The sequence below is a fragment of the Dellaglioa sp. CoH-56-MRSF-12 genome, from assembly GCF_056782075.1.
Map to the genome: position 1 here is coordinate 127,370 of NZ_JBXAYD010000004.1, position 24,591 is coordinate 151,960.

Annotated in this window: 27 protein-coding genes and 1 pseudogene; 2 read left to right on the forward strand and 26 right to left on the reverse strand. The window is 35.7% G+C overall.

The window, feature by feature from the left end; all coding sequences use genetic code 11:
• Positions 1-15: 15 nt before the first annotated feature.
• The 23 genes and pseudogenes from AC1RPY_RS05750 to AC1RPY_RS05860 form a co-directional block, all read right to left on the reverse strand.
• Positions 16-720: a methionine ABC transporter permease gene (locus AC1RPY_RS05750; RefSeq protein WP_409022317.1), complete on the reverse strand. Its 705-nt coding sequence runs from the start codon at positions 718-720 to the stop codon at positions 16-18.
• Positions 710-1,747, reverse strand: coding sequence for a methionine ABC transporter ATP-binding protein (locus tag AC1RPY_RS05755; RefSeq protein WP_481761643.1), 1,038 nt, complete (start codon positions 1,745-1,747; stop codon positions 710-712). The genes AC1RPY_RS05750 and AC1RPY_RS05755 overlap by 11 nt, the downstream gene beginning before the upstream one ends.
• Positions 1,748-2,117: 370 nt before the next feature.
• A complete protein-coding gene (locus tag AC1RPY_RS05760) occupies positions 2,118-2,477 on the reverse strand; it encodes an arsenate reductase family protein (protein ID WP_481761721.1) in 360 nt (119 codons plus the stop codon).
• Between the two features lie 45 nt (positions 2,478-2,522).
• A complete protein-coding gene (locus AC1RPY_RS05765; protein ID WP_481761642.1) occupies positions 2,523-3,743 on the reverse strand; it encodes an FtsW/RodA/SpoVE family cell cycle protein in 1,221 nt (406 codons plus the stop codon).
• 72 nt (positions 3,744-3,815) lie between these two features.
• Positions 3,816-4,037, reverse strand: a complete 222-nt coding sequence (locus AC1RPY_RS05770) for a DUF2969 domain-containing protein (protein ID WP_409022314.1) — start codon at positions 4,035-4,037, stop codon at positions 3,816-3,818.
• On the reverse strand, positions 4,030-4,290 hold the full coding sequence (gene yidD, locus AC1RPY_RS05775) for a membrane protein insertion efficiency factor YidD (RefSeq protein ID WP_409022313.1): 261 nt from the start codon (positions 4,288-4,290) through the stop codon (positions 4,030-4,032). The genes AC1RPY_RS05770 and yidD overlap by 8 nt, the downstream gene beginning before the upstream one ends.
• A gap of 85 nt (positions 4,291-4,375) precedes the next feature.
• A complete protein-coding gene (mreB, locus tag AC1RPY_RS05780; RefSeq protein WP_409022312.1) occupies positions 4,376-5,362 on the reverse strand; it encodes a rod shape-determining protein in 987 nt (328 codons plus the stop codon).
• A 94-nt stretch (positions 5,363-5,456) separates the two neighbouring features.
• The gene (murA, locus tag AC1RPY_RS05785; protein WP_481761641.1) at positions 5,457-6,761 is read right to left on the reverse strand and encodes a UDP-N-acetylglucosamine 1-carboxyvinyltransferase; all 1,305 of its coding nucleotides are present in this window, start codon (positions 6,759-6,761) and stop codon (positions 5,457-5,459) included.
• Positions 6,762-6,778: 17 nt separating this feature from the next.
• A complete protein-coding gene (locus AC1RPY_RS05790; RefSeq protein ID WP_409022310.1) occupies positions 6,779-7,012 on the reverse strand; it encodes a DUF1146 family protein in 234 nt (77 codons plus the stop codon).
• Between the two features lie 138 nt (positions 7,013-7,150).
• The gene (locus tag AC1RPY_RS05795) at positions 7,151-7,570 is read right to left on the reverse strand and encodes a F0F1 ATP synthase subunit epsilon (RefSeq protein ID WP_481761640.1); all 420 of its coding nucleotides are present in this window, start codon (positions 7,568-7,570) and stop codon (positions 7,151-7,153) included.
• Positions 7,571-7,583: 13 nt separating this feature from the next.
• Positions 7,584-8,984 carry a F0F1 ATP synthase subunit beta gene (gene atpD / locus AC1RPY_RS05800; protein WP_409022308.1) on the reverse strand — a complete coding sequence of 467 codons (1,401 nt, stop codon included), beginning with the start codon at positions 8,982-8,984 and terminating at the stop codon, positions 7,584-7,586.
• Between the two features lie 23 nt (positions 8,985-9,007).
• Complete coding sequence (locus AC1RPY_RS05805; RefSeq protein ID WP_481761639.1) at positions 9,008-9,955, reverse strand: F0F1 ATP synthase subunit gamma; 948 nt, start codon at positions 9,953-9,955, stop codon at positions 9,008-9,010.
• Positions 9,956-9,986: 31 nt separating this feature from the next.
• On the reverse strand, positions 9,987-11,504 hold the full coding sequence (gene atpA / locus AC1RPY_RS05810) for a F0F1 ATP synthase subunit alpha (RefSeq protein ID WP_481761638.1): 1,518 nt from the start codon (positions 11,502-11,504) through the stop codon (positions 9,987-9,989).
• 31 nt (positions 11,505-11,535) lie between these two features.
• Complete coding sequence (atpH, locus tag AC1RPY_RS05815; RefSeq protein ID WP_481761637.1) at positions 11,536-12,078, reverse strand: ATP synthase F1 subunit delta; 543 nt, start codon at positions 12,076-12,078, stop codon at positions 11,536-11,538.
• 1 nt (position 12,079) lies between these two features.
• The gene (gene atpF / locus AC1RPY_RS05820; RefSeq protein ID WP_409022304.1) at positions 12,080-12,589 is read right to left on the reverse strand and encodes a F0F1 ATP synthase subunit B; all 510 of its coding nucleotides are present in this window, start codon (positions 12,587-12,589) and stop codon (positions 12,080-12,082) included.
• 71 nt (positions 12,590-12,660) lie between these two features.
• Positions 12,661-12,873: a F0F1 ATP synthase subunit C gene (gene atpE, locus AC1RPY_RS05825; protein WP_409022303.1), complete on the reverse strand. Its 213-nt coding sequence runs from the start codon at positions 12,871-12,873 to the stop codon at positions 12,661-12,663.
• A 30-nt stretch (positions 12,874-12,903) separates the two neighbouring features.
• Positions 12,904-13,614: a F0F1 ATP synthase subunit A gene (atpB, locus tag AC1RPY_RS05830; protein WP_409022302.1), complete on the reverse strand. Its 711-nt coding sequence runs from the start codon at positions 13,612-13,614 to the stop codon at positions 12,904-12,906.
• Between the two features lie 218 nt (positions 13,615-13,832).
• Complete coding sequence (gene upp / locus AC1RPY_RS05835; protein WP_409022301.1) at positions 13,833-14,462, reverse strand: uracil phosphoribosyltransferase; 630 nt, start codon at positions 14,460-14,462, stop codon at positions 13,833-13,835.
• A 64-nt stretch (positions 14,463-14,526) separates the two neighbouring features.
• Positions 14,527-15,789, reverse strand: a complete 1,263-nt coding sequence (gene glyA / locus AC1RPY_RS05840; protein ID WP_481761720.1) for a serine hydroxymethyltransferase — start codon at positions 15,787-15,789, stop codon at positions 14,527-14,529.
• A 33-nt stretch (positions 15,790-15,822) separates the two neighbouring features.
• Positions 15,823-16,806: pseudogene (locus AC1RPY_RS05845) on the reverse strand (L-threonylcarbamoyladenylate synthase); the annotation flags it as partial.
• Between the two features lie 16 nt (positions 16,807-16,822).
• Entirely contained in the window at positions 16,823-17,668 is an 846-nt protein-coding gene (prmC, locus tag AC1RPY_RS05850; RefSeq protein ID WP_481761636.1) for a peptide chain release factor N(5)-glutamine methyltransferase, read from the reverse strand.
• Complete coding sequence (gene prfA, locus AC1RPY_RS05855) at positions 17,661-18,746, reverse strand: peptide chain release factor 1 (protein WP_409022299.1); 1,086 nt, start codon at positions 18,744-18,746, stop codon at positions 17,661-17,663. The genes prmC and prfA overlap by 8 nt, the downstream gene beginning before the upstream one ends.
• Positions 18,747-18,791: 45 nt before the next feature.
• Complete coding sequence (locus AC1RPY_RS05860) at positions 18,792-19,373, reverse strand: thymidine kinase (protein WP_409022298.1); 582 nt, start codon at positions 19,371-19,373, stop codon at positions 18,792-18,794.
• Positions 19,374-19,586: 213 nt separating this feature from the next.
• Between AC1RPY_RS05860 and AC1RPY_RS05865 the strand changes: the two genes are divergently transcribed.
• Both AC1RPY_RS05865 and AC1RPY_RS05870 read left to right on the forward strand, forming a co-directional pair.
• Positions 19,587-20,933 carry a MurT ligase domain-containing protein gene (locus AC1RPY_RS05865; protein ID WP_481761635.1) on the forward strand — a complete coding sequence of 449 codons (1,347 nt, stop codon included), beginning with the start codon at positions 19,587-19,589 and terminating at the stop codon, positions 20,931-20,933.
• A 2-nt stretch (positions 20,934-20,935) separates the two neighbouring features.
• Positions 20,936-21,643 carry a type 1 glutamine amidotransferase gene (locus AC1RPY_RS05870; protein WP_409022296.1) on the forward strand — a complete coding sequence of 236 codons (708 nt, stop codon included), beginning with the start codon at positions 20,936-20,938 and terminating at the stop codon, positions 21,641-21,643.
• 53 nt (positions 21,644-21,696) lie between these two features.
• On the opposite strand, the gene manA is transcribed toward AC1RPY_RS05870, so the two are convergent.
• The 3 genes from manA to AC1RPY_RS05885 all read right to left on the reverse strand — a co-directional run bounded on the left by manA (position 21,697) and on the right by AC1RPY_RS05885 (position 24,409).
• The gene (manA, locus tag AC1RPY_RS05875; protein ID WP_481761634.1) at positions 21,697-22,662 is read right to left on the reverse strand and encodes a mannose-6-phosphate isomerase, class I; all 966 of its coding nucleotides are present in this window, start codon (positions 22,660-22,662) and stop codon (positions 21,697-21,699) included.
• A gap of 76 nt (positions 22,663-22,738) precedes the next feature.
• Complete coding sequence (locus AC1RPY_RS05880) at positions 22,739-23,749, reverse strand: serine hydrolase domain-containing protein (protein WP_481761633.1); 1,011 nt, start codon at positions 23,747-23,749, stop codon at positions 22,739-22,741.
• Between the two features lie 6 nt (positions 23,750-23,755).
• On the reverse strand, positions 23,756-24,409 hold the full coding sequence (locus tag AC1RPY_RS05885) for a histidine phosphatase family protein (protein ID WP_409022293.1): 654 nt from the start codon (positions 24,407-24,409) through the stop codon (positions 23,756-23,758).
• Between the last annotated feature and the right edge of the window lie 182 nt (positions 24,410-24,591).

A 24,591-nucleotide genomic window follows, 5' to 3' on the forward strand; every position in this document is an offset into this window, starting at 1 on the left:
TCATGAGGTTACCCCTTAATTATTTCGTTTATCGATTAATTTAGCTGAATGATCACCAATAAGTTGAAAAATGGCAACAATAATGATGATTGTGACCGTTGCAACTAGTGTAACAGTATTATTATTAGCACCATAACCTTCAATGAAAGCCCAATTTCCTAGCCCACCGGCACCAATCGTACCAGCCATTGCCGTGTACCCAATAATTGTAATTCCAGTAACTGTCGCCCCTGAAATAAGAGCTGGTAAACTTTCTCGTAATAGTACTTTCCAAATGATTTGTGCCTTGTTAGCACCCATTGCTTCAGCTGCTTCAATCACACCATAATCAATCTCACGAAAAGCAAGTTCCACCATTCGTGCATAAAATGGAGCCGCCGAGAGGATTAGAGCTGGCAATGCTGCAATCGGTCCAATAATAGAACCAACTAAAGCCTTAGTAAAAGGCAATAATAAGACAATTAAAATAATAAACGGAATTGAACGAAAAATGTTAACCATGGCTGAAACAATCCAATTAATTATTTTTACCCAGATACTTATTTTACCGGTCGTTTTTTGTTTTGTTTCAAATAAAATAAGACCTAAGATAATACCCAAAATTGTAACGGCTATTGTAGATATTAATGTCATACTGATTGTTTCCCAAGTATTTGACCAGAATTCATCCCAGTTAACAGCATTAAAGTTAAAATATGACGCCCAAGTATTAGTCCCCATAATGCAATACCTCCGTTTCTACTTTCATTTTTTGCAAGAATGGAACGGTTTGATCTAAACTTATTTTTGGACCAGTTAATTGAATATATAATGTTCCAATTGGGCCACCTTGAGTTTGATGAATGGAACCCTCAACGATATTAAAATCAACTTCTGGAATTTGTCTTAACATTTCAGAGATAATTGGCATTTGCGTCTGCGTACTGTGAAAGGTTAATTGAACAATCAACCCTTGTGGATAAGCTTCAATTAATTCATTTACAGCAAGTTCAGTATCATGTAGAGCTGGTGTGACCTCCTGATTAACGAATCGTTTTGTGACGTCTTGTTTCGGACGCTTAAAGACGTCTAAGACAAGTCCACTCTCCACTAATTTTCCAGATTCCATTACAGCAACGTGATCACATATCTTACGAACCACATGCATTTCATGAGTGATTAATACAATTGTTAATTTCAATTTATGATTAATTTGAAGTAATAAATCTAATATTTCATCTGTTGTTTGTGGATCTAGCGCACTTGTTGCTTCATCACAAATCAAAATTTCAGGATCATTCGCTAAAGCCCTAGCAATCCCAACTCGTTGCTTTTGTCCACCAGATAACTCAGAAGGATATGCATTTTCTTTACCTTTTAACCCAACTAATGTTGTTAATTCTTCAGCTTTGGACAACCGCTCAGTTTTACTTATTCCAGCAAGTTCAAGTGGAAACATGATGTTTTCCACAACCGTTCGTGACCAGAGTAAATTAAAATGTTGAAAAATCATGCCAATTTTTTGACGTTGCTTTCTCAATGTTCTACCCGATAAAGATGCGATTTTAGCGCCATTAACGTCAACTTCACCCGAAGTTGGTGTCTCTAATCCATTCAGCATTCTAATTAATGTACTTTTACCAGCACCTGAATATCCTACAATACCTAAGATGCTACCATCTTCCACCGAAAGATTCACATCAGAAACAGCGCTAACCTTACCACTTTTCGTGATAAACTCTTTTGATACATTTTTAAACTCAATCATGTTAATACCTCCTAATTTTTCTGCAAAAAAATAACCTCCCATCCCCCGTTTAATAAACGGAAGGACGAGAAGTTATAAACTTCACGTGTTACCACCTTGTTTTATTGTTACCTCACGATAACAATCTCATCAGGTACGGGTTTTAATATAACCGATACCTTTCCGCTGTATTGGGCGTACCCAAGGTAGATTAACATTGCTCATCTACCAAACGTTCCAAGACCATATTCAATTCCGTAATTTTGATCCCTTTTCAGCTACCAGGATTCTCTTAACTAATTACTAAAATTTACTCATCTTTTCAAAACGTCTTATCTGTATTTCTTATTGTAGTTGATTATAGCTAGATTAAAATTTAATGTCAACAGTTTTATTTATTTAACCATGTCTCTGTAAAAACATCTTCACTGAATCCGGTCGTTAATTTTGTTCCATCAGTTAATACCGGACGTTTCATTAACATCCCATCTGATGCTAAAATTTGACTTGATTGCTGAATTGTCATCGTTGGTCGTTTATCTTTTAGATTTAATTCACGATACTTATTTCCTTGTGTATTAAAAAAAGATATTGCTGGAAGACCAGACTCATTCAACCATTTTTCGATTAGACTCGCCTTTGGTGTTTCTTGGATAAGATCTATTATATGGTATTCAACCTCATTTTCGTCTAACCATTGTTTTGCTTTTCTACAAGTTGAACATTTAGGATACCAATAAAAATCAATCATCATCAAAACCTCCTAGTTTTAAAAAACAGTGATTCCATAATAGAATCACTGCCTTATCTTTTTATCAAAATCTTCGTCTTCGCTACTGAACATGTAACTCTTATGATGGTATCGCATTGACATAATTAAGCCAATTCCAATCATATTTCCTACTAAAGCAGACCCACCTTGACTGACAAATGGTAATGGAATACCTGTTAAAGGTAGTAACCCAATACTCATCCCAATGTTTTCAAAAACATGGAATAAAATCATCATAATGACCCCAGTAGATAAGTAAGCATAAAATTCATTCTTCGTATCAAAGGTTGCACGAACCATTCGATAAATGAGTAAGAAATAAATAAAGATTAAAATACAACCACCAATAAACCCAAAGTTTTCGCCGATAACAGAAAAAATCATATCAGATTCACGGACGGGAACATAAACATTTGACACGTTAAATCCCTTACCAGTCATTTGTCCTGATCCAATGGCTTTCATACTTTGCCATAATTGATATCCTGTTCCGGATGTATCTTTTGATGGATCTAACCAGTTATCAATTCGGTCAAATTGGTAGGCAGAAAAGCCAACTTTTTCTAGAATTGATCGACCAGTTGTTGAAATAACCATATATAATGCCGTTCCACCTACAACAGCCACCGTTCCAAATGCCGGTCCAATAATCTTCCAAGTGATACCTGAAACTAAAATGACACCACCTAAAATAGCAAAGAAAACGAGCATTGTTCCAAAATCATTTTGCAGTTTTAATAAAATAACTACTGGTAACGTCCATGCTATCATTTTGGCTAATAAAATAATATCTGTCCCAATTTTATGAGTTGGATAATCATTGTTATGTATCGTAACCACACGCGCCAACATTAATATAAATGCTGGCTTCATAACTTCTGATGGTTGGAACGTTAACGAACCAACTAATGGTATCCAACTTTTAGCACCTGTGTTTATATATAAAGGTCGACTATATACGACTAAAACAATCATCAATAAAAACAGGCCAATAAAATACCCTATCGGTGCGACTCGCCATAATTGTTCTGAGTCAAATTGCATAATAACGACAATTGCAATGACACCAATAGCGTACCACATTAACTGTGAAACCATTTGGCTAACAATTGAGGTCGCACTAGTATCATGGGATGCTGATACGTAAATTGAGGCAAGCCCAATAATTGCCAAGACTAAAACGGCAAAAATAATACCATAATCAATTCTTGACTCACTATCGACCTCATCTTTTCTACTACTCATAGAATTCCCCTCCACACTATGTCACTTATTTCGTTAAATTTTTGAATAGGCTAAAATTTAATAATTGACTAATTAACCGCGATGTAAGTGAAAATCGCGCAATAAAGTATCAATACCTTCATCACGAGTTTTAGCTTTGAATATCTCACCGTTACTTAATGTTGCAACAAATTTTGTATCTTGTTGAATGACTGTACCAATTTCAATACCGCCAACGGTTAATGAAACTGCATCCTCACCATTAATTTTAATATCATTTTCTGCTACTTCAATCTCTTTTTCTTTTTTAGACATGCTTTTCTTCTCCTTTAGGGTTCTTATTTCTTCGTACGGTAAAGTAATCAGGTACGGGATCGTATCCGCCTCTGACAAAAGGATGGCATCGTAAAATCCTACCGATACCCATAATAATACCTTTTGCACCGTGTTTTTGAATTGCCTTAATCATATAGTTTGAACATGTTGGATAGTACCGGCAACTAGGTGGAAACATCGGTGAAATAAATTTTTGATAAAACTTGATTGGTGCAAGCATTAAGTTTTGCATAAATAAATGACACCTCCTATATGAAAAGGTCCATCAACAGATTGCCCCGTTAATAGACCTCCCTTAATAACCAGTATCACAGTTGTTATCTACCTTGTTTTTCAATATGATCTAACAAGAATCCAGTTCCTTTTGCGACATCATCCAATGGTGTTTCTGACACCATAACAGGAATATCTAAGTTCGATGACATTAATAAATCAACACCATCTAATAATGCACCGCCACCTGTTAAAATAATCCCAGTATCAATAATATCTGATGCTAATTCTGGTGGTGTTTGTTCAAGAACTTCTTTAGTTGCTGCAACGATTGCTTGCATTGTATCATGAGTTGCTTCTTCAATCTCAGCAGAGCTAAGCACAACTGTCTTTGGTAAACCAGTAACAACATCTCGTCCACGAATTTCCATTTCTAATGCACGATTGTCTGGGTAAACTGTCCCAATTTCAATTTTAGCTTTTTCAGCTGTACGTTCACCGATTTGAAGGTTATGTTTTTGCTTAACAAAATTGATAACATCACTATTCAATTGATCACCAGCAACACGTAATGAACGGCTTGCTACAATATCGCCTAATGAAATAACGGCAACATCACTTGTACCACCACCAATATCAATCACTAAACTACCACGGGGTTGATAAATATCCAACCCAGCACCAATAGCTGCAACTTTAGGTTCTTCAGCAAGATAAACCTTGCCACCACCAGCTTTTTCAGCAGCTTGAATAATTGCTTTTTGTTCAATTGATGTGATATTTGTTGGGCAACAAATCAAAATACTTGGTTTTGATAAAAAGCCGCTCACATTTAATTTTTTAATAAAGTAAGTTAACATTTGTTCTGTAATATCAAAATCAGCAATGACACCATTTTTCATAGGTCTGATAGCTCTAATACTACCAGGTGTTCTACCAACCATTTTATATGCTTCTGATCCAACTGCTAATACACGACCTGATTTTGTGTCAATTGCAACAACAGATGGTTCATTTAAGACGATTCCTTTATTTTGTACGTTAATTAATACATTTGCGGTTCCTAAATCAATACCAATATCTTTAGCCATTATGCTTCTCCTCTCGGCACTTAAAACTTACACTAATGTAAGCATTATACCATATACCTATACAATAAAAAAATGTCCAAAATGGACATTTCTTCTATTTTACTTCATTTTCTGTCTTAATAATTATATCTTGTGTATCATCATTGATACGTTTAATTTCAGCACCCAAAGCTTCTAACTTTTGATGGAAATGATAGTAGCCTCGATCAAGATATTCAAGATGTGTAACTTGTGTATAACCACGAGCTACTAATCCTGCTAGCACAAGTGCTGCAGCAGCTCTTAAGTCTGTAGCAGCAACTTCTGCACCATTGAAGTCAGTTGGACCATACATGACAACTGAGTTGCCTTCAATCTTAAATTTTGCATTCATACGTCGTAATTCTTCAAGATGCATAAAACGATTTTCGAATACCGTCTCTGTTAAAATACTTGTACCATCTGCCATTAATTGAAGGACAGTCATTTGAGGCTGCATATCAGTTGGGTACCCTGGATGAGGCAATGTTTTAACTGTAGTTGGTTTAATTTTTTCTGTTCCAATTACTCGGATACCATTGTCTTCTTGGATAACGTCAATGCCCATTTCTTCTAATTTAGAAATTAATGGTTTATTGTGTTCCGCAATAGCCTCTTCGATTAAAACATTACCTTGAGTCATTGCTGCAGCAACCATGAATGTCCCTGCTTCAATCCGATCTTGGACAACTGCATGATCAGCGCCATGTAATGCCTTAACACCATGAATGCGAATTGTTTCGGTACCAGCACCTTGTACTTTAGCACCCATTTTATTTAAAATATTAGCTAAATCAACAATTTCTGGTTCTCTTGCAACATTTTCAATCACAGTTGTACCAGTAGCTAATGTTGCAGCCATCATAATATTCTGAGTTGCACCTACACTTGGAAAATCAAGATAAATGTTGGCACCCTTTAATTCATCTACAGTTGCTTCTATATAACCATCGAATTGTTCAATATGCGCACCCATTGCTTCAAAACCTTTTAAATGCAAATCAATTGGGCGAGAACCTATTGCACACCCACCAGGCATTGCAATCTTCGCATGTTTAAGTCGTGCCAAAAGTGGTCCCATTACAACAATAGAAGCACGCATTTTTGAAACATATTCAAATGGTGCTTCTGGTGATAATTCTTTAGTCGCACTCATTTTAACTTCATTAGTTTCTTCATTAAAGTCAACGTCTAAATTTAAAAAACGTAGTACGTTATTCATTGTAAAGACATCTGACAAAACTGGTACATTTGACAGTGTATTTTCACCACTACTTGCTAAAATTCCGGCTGCTAGAATTGGCAATACTGCATTCTTTGCGCCTTCTATATGCACTGTTCCATTGAGTGAGTTTCCACCCTTGACGATTATTTTTTCCACAAGTTATTCCCCCGTTATTATTTAACTAAAAAAACTAAATTACGAACATTATCAATAAAATTTAAGAAAAAGGCACTGCTTGTATATCCTAATAAAATAGCCAATAAGACAATTAAAACTTTGATTCTTTGTTGGCTACTTTGTGGGAAAAACCTGTCTATTCGTAACCCTTGAATTGCCCAAAAAGCAATTCCAATAAACATTAGATGACTCATTAAAGTAACTAGCGATTGGATTCCCACAGTATTCATCAAAACACTCCTAAAATTTATTCGTCATAAGCATAGCATATTTTGTACCACTTGTCGCTAATATTTGTAACAAAAATGAAATATTTAATATGTATATACAAAAAAAGGTACTGAATAAATCCAGCACCCACTTTTGTATTAATGTTTAGAGATATTAATTCGATTGATTGCACGTCTAAGTGCAATTTCAGATCTTTTAAGTTCATCAACATTATGTGTTTGTTTTGCAGTAGAAATCATCTGCTCAGCTCTTTTTTTAGCAGCCTGTGCACGATTTTCATCAATATCTTCTTGGCATTCTGCTGCATTTGCAACAACCGTTGCGACATTTTTTGAAAATTCAATGAATCCACCACTTACGGCAATTTCATCTTCTTCATTATCATTTACCTTAACCCTGACAGCATCAATATCAAGAGAAGCAATAACTGGAATATGATTGGGTAAAATACCCATTTCCCCGCTGGGTGTTTTAACAATAATCATTTTAGCATTATTGTCATAAACACTACCATCAGGAGTGACGATACTAACGGTCAAAACTGAATCTTCAGCCATCTGTTATTACCCCCTATTTTGCCATTTTATTTGCTGCTTCAATAACATCTTCGATTGGGCCGACACCATTGAAAGCATCTTCAGGAAGTGAATCATATTTACCATCAAGAATATCTTTAAATCCTTGAACTGTTTCAGCAATTGGTACATATGATCCAGGTTTTCCTGTGAATTGTTCGGCAACATTAAAGTTTTGTGAAAGGAAGAATTGGATGCGACGCGCACGTGCTACAATTACTTTTTCATCATCAGATAATTCATCCATACCTAAAATAGAAATAATATCTTGTAATTCACGATAACGTTGTAACGTATGTTGAACTTCCGTAGCAACACGATAATGTTCTTCTCCAACAATTTCAGGTGTCAAAGCACTTGAAGTTGAAGCCAAAGGATCAACAGCTGGGTAAATACCTTGTTGCGTTAAGCTACGTTCCAAGTTAGTTGTTGCATCCAAATGGGCGAACGTCGTTGCAGGAGCAGGATCAGTATAATCATCAGCTGGAACATAAACTGCTTGAATTGATGTAACTGAACCTTTTTTAGTTGACGTGATACGTTCTTGCAATTGACCCATTTCAGTAGCTAATGTTGGTTGATAACCTACGGCTGAAGGAATACGGCCTAATAAGGCTGAAACTTCAGAACCAGCTTGTGTAAAGCGGAAAATATTATCAATAAACAATAGCACATCTTGTCCTTTTTCATCACGGAAATATTCCGCAATTGTAAGACCAGTCAATGCAACACGCATACGGGCACCAGGCGGCTCGTTCATCTGACCAAACACCATGGCTGTCTTCTCTAACACGCCGGATTCTTTCATTTCAAAGTAAAGGTCATTACCTTCACGAGTACGTTCACCAACACCGGTAAACACTGAAATACCATTATGTTCTTGAGCAATATTATGAATTAATTCTTGAATTAAAACAGTTTTACCAACACCGGCACCACCGAATAATCCAATTTTACCACCTTTAATATAAGGGGCTAACAAGTCAATAACTTTAATTCCTGTTTCAAGAACCTCAGTACTTGCACTTAATTCATCATATTTAGGAGCATCTTTATGGATGCTACTGCGCTCTGCATCTTTATTAAATTCAGGACCACCATCAATGGTATCTCCTAAAACGTTAAACACTCGACCAAGAGTATCTTCACCAACAGGGACAGAAATTGAAGCACCTGTGTCTTCAACAACTGTTCCACGTTGCAAGCCATCCGTAGAATCCATGGCGATTGTTCTCATAACTCCGTCACCTAATTCAAGCGTAACTTCGATAATTAGAGCAGTTCCATCTTCACGTGTAACTTTTAACGCATTATTGATATCTGGTAAGGTTTCGTTTAAAGAGAATTGTACATCGACGACGGGCCCGATAACTTGAACAACTTTACCGAGACTCATCTTCTGTATTTCCTCCTGTCATTTTACTCTAAAGCAGCTGTTGCACCAGTAATTTCTGTAATTTCTGTTGTAATAGCACTTTGACGTGCACGATTATACTTTAATTCTAATGATGCAATAATATCTTTAGCATTATCTGTCGCAGATTTCATTGCTGTAGAACTTGAAGCATGTTCAGCTGTTTTAGCATCTAAAATCGCACCATATACTAAGCTTTCAGCAAACTGAGGTAGAACAACTTCAAGAATTGCGTCTCCTGAAGGTTCCATATCATAATCTTCATTCCCCATCACATTAGACGTTTCAATACCTTCTGCATCTGTATCCATATTCACTTCTGAAATAGGAAGCATTTGTTCAGAATGAAAGTCCGATTGTAAACTATTAACGAAATGATTATAACAAACAAATAATTCATCATAAACTTCACTGTTATACATTGTTACTACTGATTTAACGATTTCACGAACCTCAATAAACGTTGGAATATCACTTACACCACGGTATTCGTAGGCAACCTCATATCCTCTATTTTTAAAGAAGTCAGCACCAGTACCACCAACAGCAATAATAACAGCATTATCTACAGTATGGCCATTTTGCTTCATCAAATCTAATGTTTGTTTAATTACGTTACTATTGTAACTACCAACTAAACCACGATCAGAAGTAATAATTAAATAACCACTTTTTTTAACAGGTCTCTTTTGTAACATATCAAAACCTGAAAATTTTGAACTATCATTCTCAGATGATTGCTTTGATTTTCCAGCTTTAGCATCTAAAAGGTGAGATTGGGCAAGATGGGTAATGACACTTCTAATTTTAGAAGCATATATCTGATAACTTTGAGTATGACGCTGAATTTGGCTTAACTTAGCAGTCGAAACAACTTGCATTGCGCCAGTTATTTGTCCCGTTTTCTTAGTTGAAACGATTCGACGCTTTACTTCCATTAATGAAGCACCCATTAATTCTCACCATCTTTCATTTACTTTTAGTTTACGCTTTTTCAGGAGTTACTTGGAAACCTTCTGAAAAGTCTTTGATTGCAGCATCAAATTTATCTTCGTCAGGTAAATTACCTGTTTCTTTGATGTGATTTAAAAGATCACTATGATTATTATCAAAGAAATCAAAAATTTCACCTTCAAAACGAAGAATATCATCAACAGGAACTGAATCCAAGAATCCATGTGTTAATGCATATAAAATTAAAACTTGTTTTTCAACAACTAATGGCTTGTGTAATGGTTGTTTAAGTACTTCAACCGTACGATGTCCACGATTTAATTTAGCTTGTGTTGCGGCATCTAAATCAGAACCAAATTGAGAAAATGATTCTAATTCTCGGAATGATGCAAGAGCCAAACGAAGGCTTCCGGCAACTTTCTTCATTGCTTTAATTTGAGCTGACCCACCAACACGAGAAACTGATGTACCAGCATCAATAGCTGGACGAGTACCTGAATAGAATAAATCACTATCCAAGAAAATTTGACCATCAGTAATCGAAATTACGTTAGTAGGAATATATGCAGAAACATCACCAGCCTGTGTTTCGATAAATGGAAGAGCAGTCATTGAACCACCACCCAATTCATCACTTAACTTAGCTGCACGTTCAAGTAAACGTGAATGTAAGTAGAAAACATCACCAGGATAAGCTTCACGACCCGGCGGACGTCTCAAAATTAATGACAGTTCACGGTAAGCCGTTGCTTGTTTTGATAAATCATCAAATACAATCAAGACATGTTTACCGTTATACATGAATTCTTCACCCATTGCTGAACCAGTATATGGAGCTAACCATAATAATGGTGCGGGAGAAGCAGGACCAGCACTAACGACAATTGTGTAGTCCATTGCGCCTAATCGACGTAACGTTTCCACTTGTGCGCTAACAGTTGATTCTTTTTGTCCAATAGCAACATAGATACAAATCATGTCTTGATCTTTTTGATTTAAAATCGTATCAATAGCAACTGATGTTTTACCAGTCTTACGATCACCAATAATCAATTCACGTTGTCCACGGCCAATTGGAACTAAAGCATCAATAGCTTTAAGTCCAGTTTGTAAAGGTTGATCAACTGACTTACGATCCATAACTCCTGGAGCCTTTTTTTCGACTGGACGAGTTTTGTTTGTCTTAAGATCACCTTTACCATCGATGGGTTGGCCTAAAGGATTAACAACACGTCCGATAAGTTCTTCACCAACAGGAACTTCCATGATTCTACCCGTACGTTTGACAACGTCGCCTTCACGGATACCTTCATAGCCACCTAAAATAACGATACCAACATCGTTTGTTTCTAGATTTTGAGCCATACCATAAGTACCGTCAGAAAATTCTAACAATTCTCCTGATAAAGCGTTATCCAAACCGTGTGCACGAGCAATACCATCACCAACATAAGTAACGGTACCTACTTCATCAACGATAAGTTCGTCTTTATATTGTTCCAATTGTTCTTTAATTAAAGCACTGATTTCTTCAGCTTTAATGCTCATACAAGGTTCACCTCTTAACTACTTTAATATGTTACTCCGCTAATAATCGTTTTACTTTGTTGATTTTTGATGAAATTGATCCATCAAAAATCTGATTATTGGCTTCAATAATAACGCCACCAATAATTTTTTCATCAATAATATTGTTAAATACTATCTTATTTGCACCGATTCTTTCTGCAAACTTACTTGATAATTTCGTTAATTGACTATCATCAAGCTCAATTGCAGTTGTAACGGTTGCATGTACAATTTTTTCTTTAACATCGCATAATCGTTCGAATTCTTCAATTATTCCAACCATATCACCCATTCGACCATAATCAAAGACCATTTGGATAACGTTTGCAATAATTGGAGATGCATCTTTGAGTAAGACCTTAACAAGGTCTTGCTTTTCTAACAAATTAAGACGTGCATCAACAAGCACTTCACTCAATTGTGGATTAGCAAGAAAAACTTGTCTAACTTCCTCTAATTCTTCAGAAAAGGCAACAATATTACCTTGTTCATCAGCAATTTCAAAGATGGCTTCACCGTAACGATTGGCAACGGTTGCCTTATCTAATTTCATTTTACTTTACCAACCCTTCAATATAAGAATTGATTAAGTTTTTTTGATCATTCTCATTTAATTCTTTTTGAATAATCTTAGAAGCAATTTCAATAGATAATTCAGCGACATCACTTTGAACGCTACTCAATACTTCTTGGCGTTCTTGTTCAATATCTTTAACAGCATTTTGTTTCAACGTCGTTGCTTCATCTTGAGCTCCAGAAACGATATCATCATGTTGCTTTTTACCGTTATCTTTTGCACGACTAACAATTTCAGATGCTTCTTGACGTGAATTATCTAATTGGTCTTGTCGTTCAGTTGCCAAAATATCGGCTTTTTTTCTTGAATCTTCAGCAGAATCTAAATCATTTGCAATTTTATCTGCACGGTCACTCATCATTTTTGTGACAGGACCCCATGCAAAGTGTTTGATGATTAACATCAAAATAACAAACGAAATAATATAGAATAAGAAATCACCAGTTTGAAAATTACCAACTGCACCGAAAACTAAATCTGAAAACATCTATTGACACCTCCTTTTTAAAATTAATATATTTCGTTGTATCAACGAAGAATCAAACTTAATTTCAAAAATTATTTAGCCATCAATAAGAATGAAATAACGATAGCAATAATAGGAACGGCTTCAATCAAACCAACACCAATAAACATTGTTGAACGTAATTGACCAGATAATTCTGGTTGGCGAGCCATACCTTCGATTGTTTTAGAAATAACTAAACCATTACCAATACCTGTTGCGACAGCGGCTAAACCAGCTGCAATACCTGCTGCTAATAATCCCATAATAATTGTTTCCTCCTTAGATATCTTGTTTTATTCTTTTTGTACTTTTCCACCGATATAAACCATTGACAATGTTACGAATACGTAAGCTTGGATACTTCCGATAAACAGAGAGAATCCTTGCCAGATCATTTCAACTGGTAAAGCCACGATAGTCATTAATGGGCCCATAGAAACTGCACCACCAATTAACGTTAATAATACTTCCCCAGCGTAAATGTTTCCGTACAAACGAAGAGCTAATGTTAGCAAATTTGTAAATTCTTCAATCAAGTTAATAGGTAAAAGAAATGCAACTGGACTCAAATAGGAATTTTTAATATATCCCTTAAATCCGAATTGAATAACACCCATAAAATGTGATAATAGCAGAATCAAAAATGCAAACGTTAGTGTCGTTAGCGGACTCGACGTTGGACTTTTAATCAACGTCTTGTCGCCAAAACCTATTTGTAAAAATAAACCCATTTGGTTAGATACAAAGATAAATAAGAATAACGTAAATGCTAATAAATTAAACTTCTTACCTTCTTTTCCTGGCATTGCGCTTTTAACAATCCCATTGGTGAAATCAATGAGCCATTCCAAAACATTTTGTCTACCAGTCGGTTTCATGGTCAGTCTTCTCGATAATACAATAGCTATCATCGCGACAATCACACATGCAAGTAAACCGGAAACGACATTCGTAATATTGAAAGGTAGGCCATAAAAATTCACAACGAAAGCATCTCCATCCACAGAATTTCACCTCTTTCCAAACTTTTATTTGACCGTATAAAACGGTATAAATTAAAGAGAATAACTTTATAAATATTCTCCAATTACAAAAGAAATCATACCACCAATTGAAATAAAATACAAAAGAAATTCTGACTTATTTTGAGTTTTTTTTCACATTAAAAAAAATGACACCTAGACGGCTTACGCATAAGCATTCTAAGGGCCATTCATTTAATTTATTTCGTACCAAACAATCGATCACCTGCATCGCCCAAACCTGGGACAATGTAGCCATCTTCATTCAAGTGATCATCAAGTGCTGCTGTATAAATATCAATATCAGGATGTTTTTCACGTAAAGCTGCAACACCTTCTGGAGCCGCAACAAGACAAACAAACTTAATTGTCTTTGCGCCGCGCTTCTTCAATGCATCAACTGCCATAATAGCAGAACCACCAGTAGCAAGCATTGGGTCTACTACAAGAAGATCACGACTAGCAATATCTTCAGGCATTTTTACAAAATATTCTGTTGGTTGGAATGTTGTTTCATCACGGTACATACCAATATGTCCAACTTTAGCTGCTGGTAATAATTCCAAAATACCATCAACCATCCCTAAACCAGCTCTTAAAATAGGAATAATAGCAATTTTCTTACCAGCCAATGTTTTTTGTGTTGTTTTACCCATAGGTGTTTCAACGATAACATCTTCTAAAGCAAAATCGCGAGAAACATCATATACCATTAGTTCAGCAATTTCATTAACAACTTCTCTAAATTCTTTTGTACCACAGTTCTTATCACGTATAATCGTTAATTTGTGTTGAATTAACGGATGGTCCATCACTTGAAATTTGCCCATTACGAAACACTCCCTTAAATTTAGTCTATTCTATTTTAGCGAATTATTACCTAAAATACTAGTCTTAAACGTATTTAATTTGTGAAATAGGATGCTTTTTAGATAATGCTAAAACTTGCGAACCAATTTCGGCTAATTTATCGTCATCATCGTGAAATTGAATTGCGTATAGAATTAGAATTGCAATCACTTTTACGTCTTCGCTGTCAAACCCACGAGTAGAAATTGCTGGCGTTCCAATTCGAATTCCAGACGTTTTAAATGGGCTCAATGATTCATTTGGAATTGTATTTTTATTCACAGTAATATGAACACGATCTAATAAGTTTTGAACTTCTTTTCCATTTAACCCAGAAGGTGTTACATCTAAGTTCATTAAGTGATTATCAGTTCCACCAGAAATAACTCTCACTAAATCTGACTGTGCAAATACGCCAGCCATTGCTTGTGAATTCTGAACAACTTGATACATATACGCCGTAAATGCTGGTTGCGCTGCCTCATAGAATGCTGCCGCTTTCCCAGCAATTACGTGTTCAAGTGGGCCACCCTGTGTACCAGGGAAAACTGCCGAGTTTAGTTTTTTAGCATATTTTTCTTTAGCAAGAATCATTCCACCACGAGGGCCACGTAACGTTTTATGCGTTGTTGTCGTAACAACATCAGCTACATCTACGGGATTTGGATGCAGTCCAGTAGCTACAAGACCAGCAATATGAGCCATATCTACCATTAAATAGGCGCCAACTTCATCAGCGATTGCTCTAAATTTTGTAAAGTCGATCATTCGACTATAAGCTGAGGCTCCAGCAATAATCATTTTAGGTTTTTCTTTAAGTGCTATCTCTCGAATAGCATCATAATTTAAACGTTCTGTTTTAGAATCAACACCATAACTAACAAAATTGTACAATTCACCTGAGAAATTTACTGGTGAACCATGCGTTAAATGTCCACCATCGTTTAATTTCATTCCTAAAATCTTATCTTGAGGTTCTAAAAATGCCTGGTAAACGGCCATATTAGCTTGTGAACCAGAATGTGGTTGTACATTGGCATATTCAGCATGGAATAGTGCCTTAGCACGATCAATAGCTAATTGTTCAACTACATCAATATACTCACAACCACCGTAGTAACGCTTATTAGGATACCCTTCAGCATACTTATTGGTTAACACGCTACCTTGTGCAGCACGTACAGCATCAGAAACGATATTTTCAGACGCAATTAATTCAATATTGTCCTCTTGGCGTTTTTCTTCATGAGCGATTGCATCCCACAATTCTTTATCCTGTTGTTTATATTTCACTTTTTCAGCATCCATAAGTTCAACAATATTTTGGCTACTTGCTGCTTTTTCAAGACGGTTCATGTAAGCAACACCCAATCCCTTTTTATCAAACCCTTCAACTAAAATCATTTGAACATTAGGGTTGTCATCGAAGTAGCGTAAACCGTCAAAAAGTGATTGGCTTGCTGATTCAATTGTTTTTCCTAAAGAAGAATAGCCACTATTCTTAGGTATCTGATCCGTATCAATTTGACCTTCTTTTGCCATTAATCCGATTGCAATATCTTGTTTAGCGACCCAGTCTAAAATATCTGACCAATTTTGTGTTGAATCAACAATCACAACTTGTGCTCTTGGTGCATAATGTCGATACTTCATCCCAGGTGCTTTTGGCGTTTCTCCTTCGGCAACTTCATGTGTATCATCACTAACGTGTCCAATTACATCCTCAATTTGTGACTGAGTAACTGCTCCAGGTCTCAAAATTGTTGGTTCATCTGTACTCATGTCTAAGACAGTTGACTCCACCCCTACTTTTGTTTGCCCATCATCAATGATACCAGCAATTTTACCATTCAAATCATGAGCAACATGTTCTGCCATTGTTGGACTAGGTTTACCTGAAGTATTAGCTGAAGGGCCAACAATTGGAACGCCCGACTTAATAATAAAATCTAATGTAACTTTGTTATCTGGCATTCTAAAGGCTGCAGTTTCTAAACCGCCTGTAACAGTCTTTGAAAGAGCTCCTGCTTTTAATTTAAGGATAAGCGTCAATGAACCCGGCCAAAATGTTTTAATTAACTTTTCCACATTGGCAGTAAGTGGTTGTGCATATTCCCGAACTGTCTCTACATCGGCAACGTGTACGATTAGTGGATTATCACTTGGTCGACCTTTTGCAGCATACACTTGTTTGACTGCCTCTTCATTTGTCGCATCGGCACCCAATCCGTACACTGTTTCAGTTGGGAATGCGATCAATTGTCCTTGCTTTAATAACTCTGCAGCAGTTTCTATTTCATTAGGTTGATAAATAATTGTTTCCATTAACTCAACACCCCTTTTATAATTTTGCGTGAATCATTCTTTGATTATCAAAACTATCTTTTTTTCCTTCTATTAAAACTGCATTTTCAAATGCGTTTGTTAACATCTTTATCACGGCGTTTTCTTGTTGATACCCTATTTCAAAGAAAATATCTCTTGGTTTTTGCGTGAAGCGAGCCACCTCTTCTATCATTCTTCGATACAAGATTAGACCATTTTCAGCTGCAAATAATGCGACTTGCGGTTCATGTTCAATCACACTTTTATCCATCACATCTCGCTCATTTTCGGCAATGTATGGTGGATTAGACACGATGACATCCACTTTCAATTCATGAATAGGTTCTGTTAAATCTCCAATCAAAAATGTTACATCAACTTGCTGTGCTTGTGCATTTTTTTTGGCAACCGTAATTGCTTCTTTAGAAATATCACTTGCAAAGATTTGCCAATTTGGTCGCTGTTGTTTTAAAGCAATCGCAATTGCTCCAGAACCGGTTCCAATATCAGCAATTACCAACTTCTCATTAGCAGGCAATGTCTCCAACATCCATTCTACCAATTCTTCCGTCTCAGGTCTCGGAATAAGGGTTGCTTCGGTCACTTTCAATTGCATACCAAAAAAGTAGGCATGACCAATAATGTATTGTGCCGGCATTCCATCACAAAATTGCTGAATATCTATCTGATATTGTTGCCACTCATTTTTTGGCATTTTTGTTTGATAATTCATTAATAAATCAGTCGTTGACCAGCTTAGTCGCTCTAATAATAACCACTGACCACTTTCAACTTCTAACTTATGTTCCTCTATACACAAAGAAGCCCATTTCAAGGCTTCATAGTAGGTTGGATTAGTCATTTTCTTGCAACTTTTCCATTTTTTGTGTTTGATCATATAAAATCAATGAATCGATTACTTCTTCAAGTTCACCATTCATAACACGATCTAATTTATTCAATGATAATCCAATTCGATGATCAGTCACACGATTTTGAGGGAAATTATAAGTTCTAATTCGTTCTGAACGGTCCCCTGATCCAACAGCTGATTTTCTATTTTCATTGTAAGCACTTTGTTCTTGTTGTGAATAGAAATCATAAACTCGAGCCTTCAAAATTTTCATAGCTTTTTCACGATTTTGTTGTTGTGAACGTTCATCTTGCATAGCTACAACAATGTTTGTTGGTAAATGGGTCATTCGGACAGCAGATGATGTCTTATTAACATGTTGTCCACCGGCACCAGAAGAACGATAAACATCCGTTCTAATATCTTTTGCATCAATTTCAATTTCAACATCTTCTGCTTCAGGCATAACACCTACTGTTGCAGTAGAAGTATGCACACGTCCAGCTGATTCTGTTGATGGAATTCGTTGAACTCGATGTGCACCACTTTCATATTTCAGCTTAGAAAAGACACTATCACCATTAATCAACAGGACAATTTCTTTAAAACCACCGACTTCAGTCACATTTTTATCCACAATTTCAACAGTCCAACCTTGCTTCTCAGCGTATTTAGAATACATTGAGAATAAATCTGCAGCAAATAAACTAGCTTCATCCCCACCGGCAGCGCCGTGAATTTCCATGATAATATTTTTATCATCATTAGGATCCTTAGGAATTAATAGTACCTTAATTTCTTCTTCTAAAGCTGCTTTTGCTTTCTTTGCGTCAGATAATTCTTCTTTAGCCATTTCAGCCATTTCAGAATCTAAATTTTCGCCTAGCATTTCTTCAGCATCTGCAAGTTCTTGAACAACAACTTTATATTGGCGATATTTCTCAACTGTTTCGCGGATACTTGCCATTTCTTTTGATAATTCCATAAACCGATTATTATTTGAAATAATCTCAGGATCAGACAATAATTCGCCTAATTCTTCATAGCGATCATCAACTGATTGTAATTGATCATACATTTCATCCATTTTATATTGTCTCCTCTTAATTCTTTATCTTTCTAGTCTATCTGATTATTGTAATTGTGTCATCAACGGATTGTTATAATGTTTACGACATACTGGATAATAATCTTCATTACCACCTATTAAAATTTGTTCGCCAGCATATACAGGTTTACCATCATGAATACGTAAATTCATGATGGCCTTTTTATGACAAAACCAGCAAATTGTTTTCATTTCTTCAATCTTGTCAGCATATAATAATAAATATTTTGATCCTTCAAACAATTCGTTTTTAAAATCATTCTTTAACCCAAAAGCCATAACTGGAATATTTAATTCATCCACAATTTTAGCTAATTGAATAATATGTGCTTGTTTTAGAAATTGTGATTCGTCTATTAAAACACAAGCAGCATTTGAATTAGTCTGTTGAACTAAATCAAAGACATTTGTTTCTTCAAAAATAGGTGTCGCCTCACGTTTCAATCCAATTCGACTTGAAACAAATCCAACACCATCCCTGTCATCCACACCACTTGTTAAAATAATAACTGATTTATTTTGTTCTTCATAATTATGCGCAACTTTTAAGATTTCAATTGTCTTACCACTATTCATTGCACCGTATTTAAAAAATAATTGCGCCATAATAAACCTCTTCTGTTTTTCAGATTTCCGTCTTTAAGTATATCCGATTTAAGCTTGGATTTCATTAAATAAAAATTTTTTCTTAATATTAGGCATTTTATATGTAGAATTTTGTAATTATGCTATTATAGACATAATATAAATTCAGTAAAGTAGGCTATGACGTGGATTCTATCCTATGTAGTCAATTTTCTGTAAACGGAGGATATTTTAATGACGATAAAAAGCTCAATAGCAACTGTCGCAGGGAAATCATCATATTGGTTTTTGCACACCTTTCTAAAAGGTGGTAGCTCTCTACCCGGCAAAATAACTGCCGCGTTAGATCCAGAAATTTTAAAAACATTAGGTGCTAATTATGACGTTATTGTCATCACTGGAACCAACGGTAAAACCTTAACAACCGCCTTAACAGTTAAGGTTTTAGGTGCTAAATATGACCATATCTTAACAAACTCTGCTGGATCAAATATGGAACAAGGTATTATCACAGCATTTCTAACGGATAAGCGCAAAAAAAATGAGCGTCCTCTTGCTGTTCTTGAGGTTGATGAAGCAAATGTCATTAAAGTAACCCAATACATCACGCCTAAAGCATTTGTTCTAACAAATATTTTCCGTGATCAAATGGACCGCTACGGTGAAATTTATACAACTTACAAAAAAATTATTGATGGGATTAAATTAGCACCCAATGCAACAATTATTGCAAATGGTGATGCACCCATTTTCCATTCAATTGAATTACCAAATCCTTTTGTTTTCTACGGTTTTAATCATGAAGAGGAAACAGAAAGTTTAGCACCTACGAATACTGATGGGATTCTTTGTCCAGTTTGTCAACATATCTTACATTATAAAACCCGTACGTATGCTAATCTCGGGAAATATTATTGTCCAAACTGTCATTTTAGTCGTCCAAAATTAGACTACCAATTAACATCACTTTTAGAACAAACACCCACATCATCTCACTTTATAGTTGATGGACAACCCATGGAAATTCATGTCGGCGGTTTATATAACATCTACAACGCCCTTGCTGCTTATGCAGTTGGTCGTGTCTTCAATGTTGGTCCTGCAACAATTAGTAATACATTAAGTGAAGACGATGAGCAAGTCTTTGGTCGACAAGAAGTCATCCATGTTGAAGACAAAGACATTACCTTAGTTTTAGTTAAAAATCCAGTTGGCCTCGATCAGGTACTAGATATGATTGCAACAGATACAGAACCATTCTCGTTGGCCTTCTTATTAAATGCAAATTACGCAGATGGTATTGATACCAGTTGGATTTGGGATGGGAATTTCGAACAATTAACACAAATGAACATTCCTCAATTCATGACGGGTGGTGAACGTTATAAAGATGTTTCATTCCGTTTTAAGGTCGCTGGTGTCAAAGATGAACAATTAATTAAAGAACCTGACATTGCTAAAGTTATCGAACAACTTAAAACCTTCCCCACAAAACATATTTACGTTTTAGCCACTTATACAGCTGTTTTACAGTTACGTAAATCACTCGCTAATGATGGTTATATCAAGGAGGGCATGTAATAATGGCAAAATATCATTTAAACGTCGCCCATTTATATGGTGACTTATTAAATACTTATGGTGATGTTGGTAACCTATTGGTGTTAGAATATTATGCCAAGCAAATGGATACTGACTTACAAACTGAAGTCATCAGTTTAGATCAACCTTTTGACAAAGATCATTTTGACTTAACTTTCTTTGGTGGTGGACAAGATTTCGAACAAAAAATTGTCTCAAAAGATATTCAAGACAAAAAAGAGGCCTTAACCGACTATATTGAAGATAACGGTCCCCTCCTCGCAATTTGTGGCGGTTACCAATTACTTGGTCAATATTATGTCGGTGCTGATGGTGAAAAAATTCCTGGCATTGGTGCAATGAGTCATTATACAGAGACACAAGATGACAATCGTTTTATCGGAGATATTACGATTCAAAATGAAGATACCGGTGAAACTTACCATGGTTTTGAAAATCATAACGGGATGACCTTCCTCGGTAAAGATGAACGACCACTTGGTAAAGTGTTAAAAGGTAAAGGTAATAATGGTAGTGATGCTTCAGAAGGTGTCATTTACAAAAACGTTTTTGGTTCATATTTCCATGGCCCAATCTTAACAAGAAATGGTGAATTAGCTAAACGTCTACTACTGCTTGCGTTGCATCGTAAATATCCAGATGTTGATTTTAGTCAACAAGAAGCACTCGTTATCGAACCAACATTTTAGTAAAAAAATAAAGATTCAAACAATAGTATATTATTGTTTGAATCTTTATTTTTTTATGCTTTTTCTCCAGGTTCTGATGCAATAATTTGCATATCACCTGTAATTGTCCATTCTTTAACTTCGTTTGGTAAAATAAAATGCATACCCATTTTTAAATCATATATTTTATCATCGACTTTAATCTGACCTTCACCTTTTAAAACTGAAACAAGAGTATAAGGTGCGACTGTTCTTTTAAAATTTGCTGATCCGTTTGAAATCAACCATTCATAAACACTAAAGAATGGTGTTTTAACAAAGGTTGTTACTTTGGCATCCCCGACCATTTTTGTTTGAATATCGAGTTCAGGAACTTTATTAGGCACATTAGTAACATCAATCGATTGTTGAATATGCAAGTCACGCTTCTTACCCGTTGTTGCATCCACACGGTCAAAATCGTAAACACGATATGTTGTATCACTACTTTGTTGCGTTTCAAGGACCATCACACCAGAACCAATGGCATGAATTGTACCACTAGGAACATAAAAGAAATCTCCCGCTTTAACAGGTACATGCGTAAATAAATCATCCCATCTTTCGTCATGAATCATTTCCGCTAATTCTTCACGTGTTTTAGCATGGTGCCCATAAATAAGTTCTGCCCCAGGTTCGGCTGAAATAACATACCAACATTCTGTTTTACCAAGTTCATGCTCATGTTGCATTGCATAAGTATCATCCGGATGTACTTGAACTGATAAATCTTGATTAGCATCTAAAATTTTAGTTAGAAGTGGAAAAACATCCCCTTTAGCATTACCAAAAACTTCACGATTTGAATCCCAGACTTCATTCAATGTTTTGCCAGCAAATGGACCATTCAAAACAGTACTTGGGCCATGTGAGTGTGCGGAAATAGCCCAAAGTTCACCAGTATGATTACTTGGAATATCATATCCAAAGACCGTTTTAAGATGATCACCACCCCAAATTTTTTCTTGTAATACAGGTTTTAAGAATAAAGGTTCTGTCATTAGTTGCTCTCTCCTTCGTTAAACATATTATTGGTTTATTTTATCATAAGCGGTTACATTTTTGAATGTTAATCGGTTACAATCCAGCTTTTTCCGTTAAAAAGCTTTCTATAATTTCATCTCGTTTTACCAAATAGAGACTATTATCACTCGTCGGATGTACCCTATTCGTTAAGACAACCAACCCGTCTTGCATGGATTGATCCATTATTATAAATGTTCCTGTATAACCAGTATGATAGACAGATAAGCAATCGCCATCTCCACGAAGATCCCAGCCAAGTGAACGACCCAAGCTTCTTGTAGGTGTTTGATCTGAGAATAACATTTGCGTCGTCTCCGGCCGTAATACTGGACGTTCAGGACCATCTGACATAAACCACTGCATAAATCGTAATAAGTCGGATACAGTGGAAAATAACCCTGCCGATCCACAATGTTCTTTTAAAATCCGTGCTTTGGGGTCATGAACAATACCCTTTAAAAGACCTAAGTCAGGAATAATCTCAGTTGGAACACTTCTTGAGATATTTGGACTAAAAGTACTATCAGTTAATCCTAAGGGATTTAAGACTTCTTGCTGCAATGCTTGCTGAACAGGAATTTTTAAAATACTTTCAATAATATATCCTAAAAAAATTAGTCCGATATCACTATAAATAACTTTTTTTCCAAGATTTTCACCATTACTTAGTCCGAATAGTGCTTGTTTTAAATCTGGTTCCGATAATTGATTTCGATTTTTAATATACCCTTGAAAATCTGCCGTATGCGTCAACATATGCCGTAAAGTCACCCGTTCGTCCTGATAATTTGGTAGGTATTTTTTTACGGAATCATCAACATTCAAACGACCCTCTTCTTGTAATTTTAAAATAAGAGTTGTTGTTCCTATCACTTTAGTTAGTGATGCAACGTCGTAAAGTGCATTGTCAGCTAATTGTTCAGTTTCAGGGACTAATTGCGAATATCCCAAATAGTTTTGATTGCTAATTGTATTATGATGGATAACCCCATATGAAGCACCAGGAACAATACCATCATTAACTAACTGTCGAATTTTATTTATCGTTTTAGGATATAGCAATCGTAATCACCCCTTTTGATTAATCTTCACAATTGTAAATTTACCTTTTTTAAAATCAACGTTACTAACACTAGCATTCTTCAAGAGCATCGTTGGAAGTTGATTTTTTTCTAAGCTGTCGATAAAACTTGATAACACAAGACCATGAGACACAATTAAAATATTTCCTCCCTGCGTCTGGTACTGATTCCCAATATCCGTTAATGTATCAATTATTCGACTAGTCATCTTATCATATGTTTCAGCTTGGCTAGTTCCTTCAAGCTCTGCGAACATATTTACTAAGTTTCTAAAGCGATTATGCCCTAAAACGGCCTGACTCACTTTAAAAAAACCAAATTTTTTAACAAGCATTGGAATTAAATCTTTATTTTTCATCTCTTCTAGTCGACCAAAATCGACTTCTCGAAGTCCTCTTAATGGTTGAAATTCAAACGAAGAGTCATGCTTTTCAAGAATAAAGTCCGCAGTATCTTGCGTTCGTTTTAAGTCACTTGTGTACACGGCTTCAAAATAGACATCTTTTAATTGTGTTCCCAAATTTCTAGCTGCCTCTCGCCCCTTGTGTGTCAGACGAGAATTAGTCACGCCTTGTAGCCTCTTTAATCTGTTCAATCGTGTTTGACCATGTCTTACTAAATAAAAATGAACTGTCTTCATCGCCTGCACCTCCATAAAATGGTTTATATTTGTACCTTCAAGTATACGCTACCATTAAGATTTTACCTAAGTAAAAACCTAAAATATATTTTTAAATTTAGTCTGTCTACGACTATAATAAAATAAATCAAAACATTTTCGTTTAAATTGGTATAATGAAGTAAATCATTTAGATGGGGAGT

What these genes read in the sequence shown, in the direction of transcription:
- AC1RPY_RS05755 (WP_481761643.1), bottom strand. Translation starts at nt 1,747, where the DNA reads ATGATTGAGTTTAAAAATGTATCAAAAGAGTTTATCACGAAAAGTGGT.
- yidD (WP_409022313.1), bottom strand. Translation starts at nt 4,290, where the DNA reads ATGCAAAACTTAATGCTTGCACCAATCAAGTTTTATCAAAAATTTATT.
- AC1RPY_RS05765 (WP_481761642.1), bottom strand. Translation starts at nt 3,743, where the DNA reads ATGAGTAGTAGAAAAGATGAGGTCGATAGTGAGTCAAGAATTGATTAT.
- atpA (WP_481761638.1), bottom strand. Translation starts at nt 11,504, where the DNA reads ATGAGCATTAAAGCTGAAGAAATCAGTGCTTTAATTAAAGAACAATTG.
- AC1RPY_RS05805 (WP_481761639.1), bottom strand. Translation starts at nt 9,955, where the DNA reads ATGGGTGCTTCATTAATGGAAGTAAAGCGTCGAATCGTTTCAACTAAG.
- AC1RPY_RS05760 (WP_481761721.1), bottom strand. Translation starts at nt 2,477, where the DNA reads ATGATTGATTTTTATTGGTATCCTAAATGTTCAACTTGTAGAAAAGCA.
- prfA (WP_409022299.1), bottom strand. Translation starts at nt 18,746, where the DNA reads ATGGATGAAATGTATGATCAATTACAATCAGTTGATGATCGCTATGAA.
- glyA (WP_481761720.1), bottom strand. Translation starts at nt 15,789, where the DNA reads ATGGATGCTGAAAAAGTGAAATATAAACAACAGGATAAAGAATTGTGG.
- AC1RPY_RS05795 (WP_481761640.1), bottom strand. Translation starts at nt 7,570, where the DNA reads ATGGCTGAAGATTCAGTTTTGACCGTTAGTATCGTCACTCCTGATGGT.
- atpF (WP_409022304.1), bottom strand. Translation starts at nt 12,589, where the DNA reads ATGTTTTCAGATTTAGTTTTCGGTGCAGTTGGTAATTTTCAAACTGGT.
- upp (WP_409022301.1), bottom strand. Translation starts at nt 14,462, where the DNA reads ATGGGCAAATTTCAAGTGATGGACCATCCGTTAATTCAACACAAATTA.
- manA (WP_481761634.1), bottom strand. Translation starts at nt 22,662, where the DNA reads ATGACAGAACCTTTATTCTTAAAACCTGTATTACAAGAAAAAATTTGG.
- AC1RPY_RS05860 (WP_409022298.1), bottom strand. Translation starts at nt 19,373, where the DNA reads ATGGCGCAATTATTTTTTAAATACGGTGCAATGAATAGTGGTAAGACA.
- AC1RPY_RS05790 (WP_409022310.1), bottom strand. Translation starts at nt 7,012, where the DNA reads ATGAATACTGTGGGAATCCAATCGCTAGTTACTTTAATGAGTCATCTA.
- AC1RPY_RS05750 (WP_409022317.1), bottom strand. Translation starts at nt 720, where the DNA reads ATGGGGACTAATACTTGGGCGTCATATTTTAACTTTAATGCTGTTAAC.
- mreB (WP_409022312.1), bottom strand. Translation starts at nt 5,362, where the DNA reads ATGGCTAAAGATATTGGTATTGATTTAGGAACCGCAAATGTATTAATT.
- AC1RPY_RS05770 (WP_409022314.1), bottom strand. Translation starts at nt 4,037, where the DNA reads ATGTCTAAAAAAGAAAAAGAGATTGAAGTAGCAGAAAATGATATTAAA.
- atpE (WP_409022303.1), bottom strand. Translation starts at nt 12,873, where the DNA reads ATGGGATTATTAGCAGCAGGTATTGCAGCTGGTTTAGCCGCTGTCGCA.
- atpH (WP_481761637.1), bottom strand. Translation starts at nt 12,078, where the DNA reads ATGAAATTAGATAAGGCAACCGTTGCCAATCGTTACGGTGAAGCCATC.
- AC1RPY_RS05885 (WP_409022293.1), bottom strand. Translation starts at nt 24,409, where the DNA reads ATGAAGACAGTTCATTTTTATTTAGTAAGACATGGTCAAACACGATTG.
- AC1RPY_RS05865 (WP_481761635.1), top strand. Translation starts at nt 19,587, where the DNA reads ATGACGATAAAAAGCTCAATAGCAACTGTCGCAGGGAAATCATCATAT.
- atpD (WP_409022308.1), bottom strand. Translation starts at nt 8,984, where the DNA reads ATGAGTCTCGGTAAAGTTGTTCAAGTTATCGGGCCCGTCGTCGATGTA.
- AC1RPY_RS05870 (WP_409022296.1), top strand. Translation starts at nt 20,936, where the DNA reads ATGGCAAAATATCATTTAAACGTCGCCCATTTATATGGTGACTTATTA.
- prmC (WP_481761636.1), bottom strand. Translation starts at nt 17,668, where the DNA reads ATGACTAATCCAACCTACTATGAAGCCTTGAAATGGGCTTCTTTGTGT.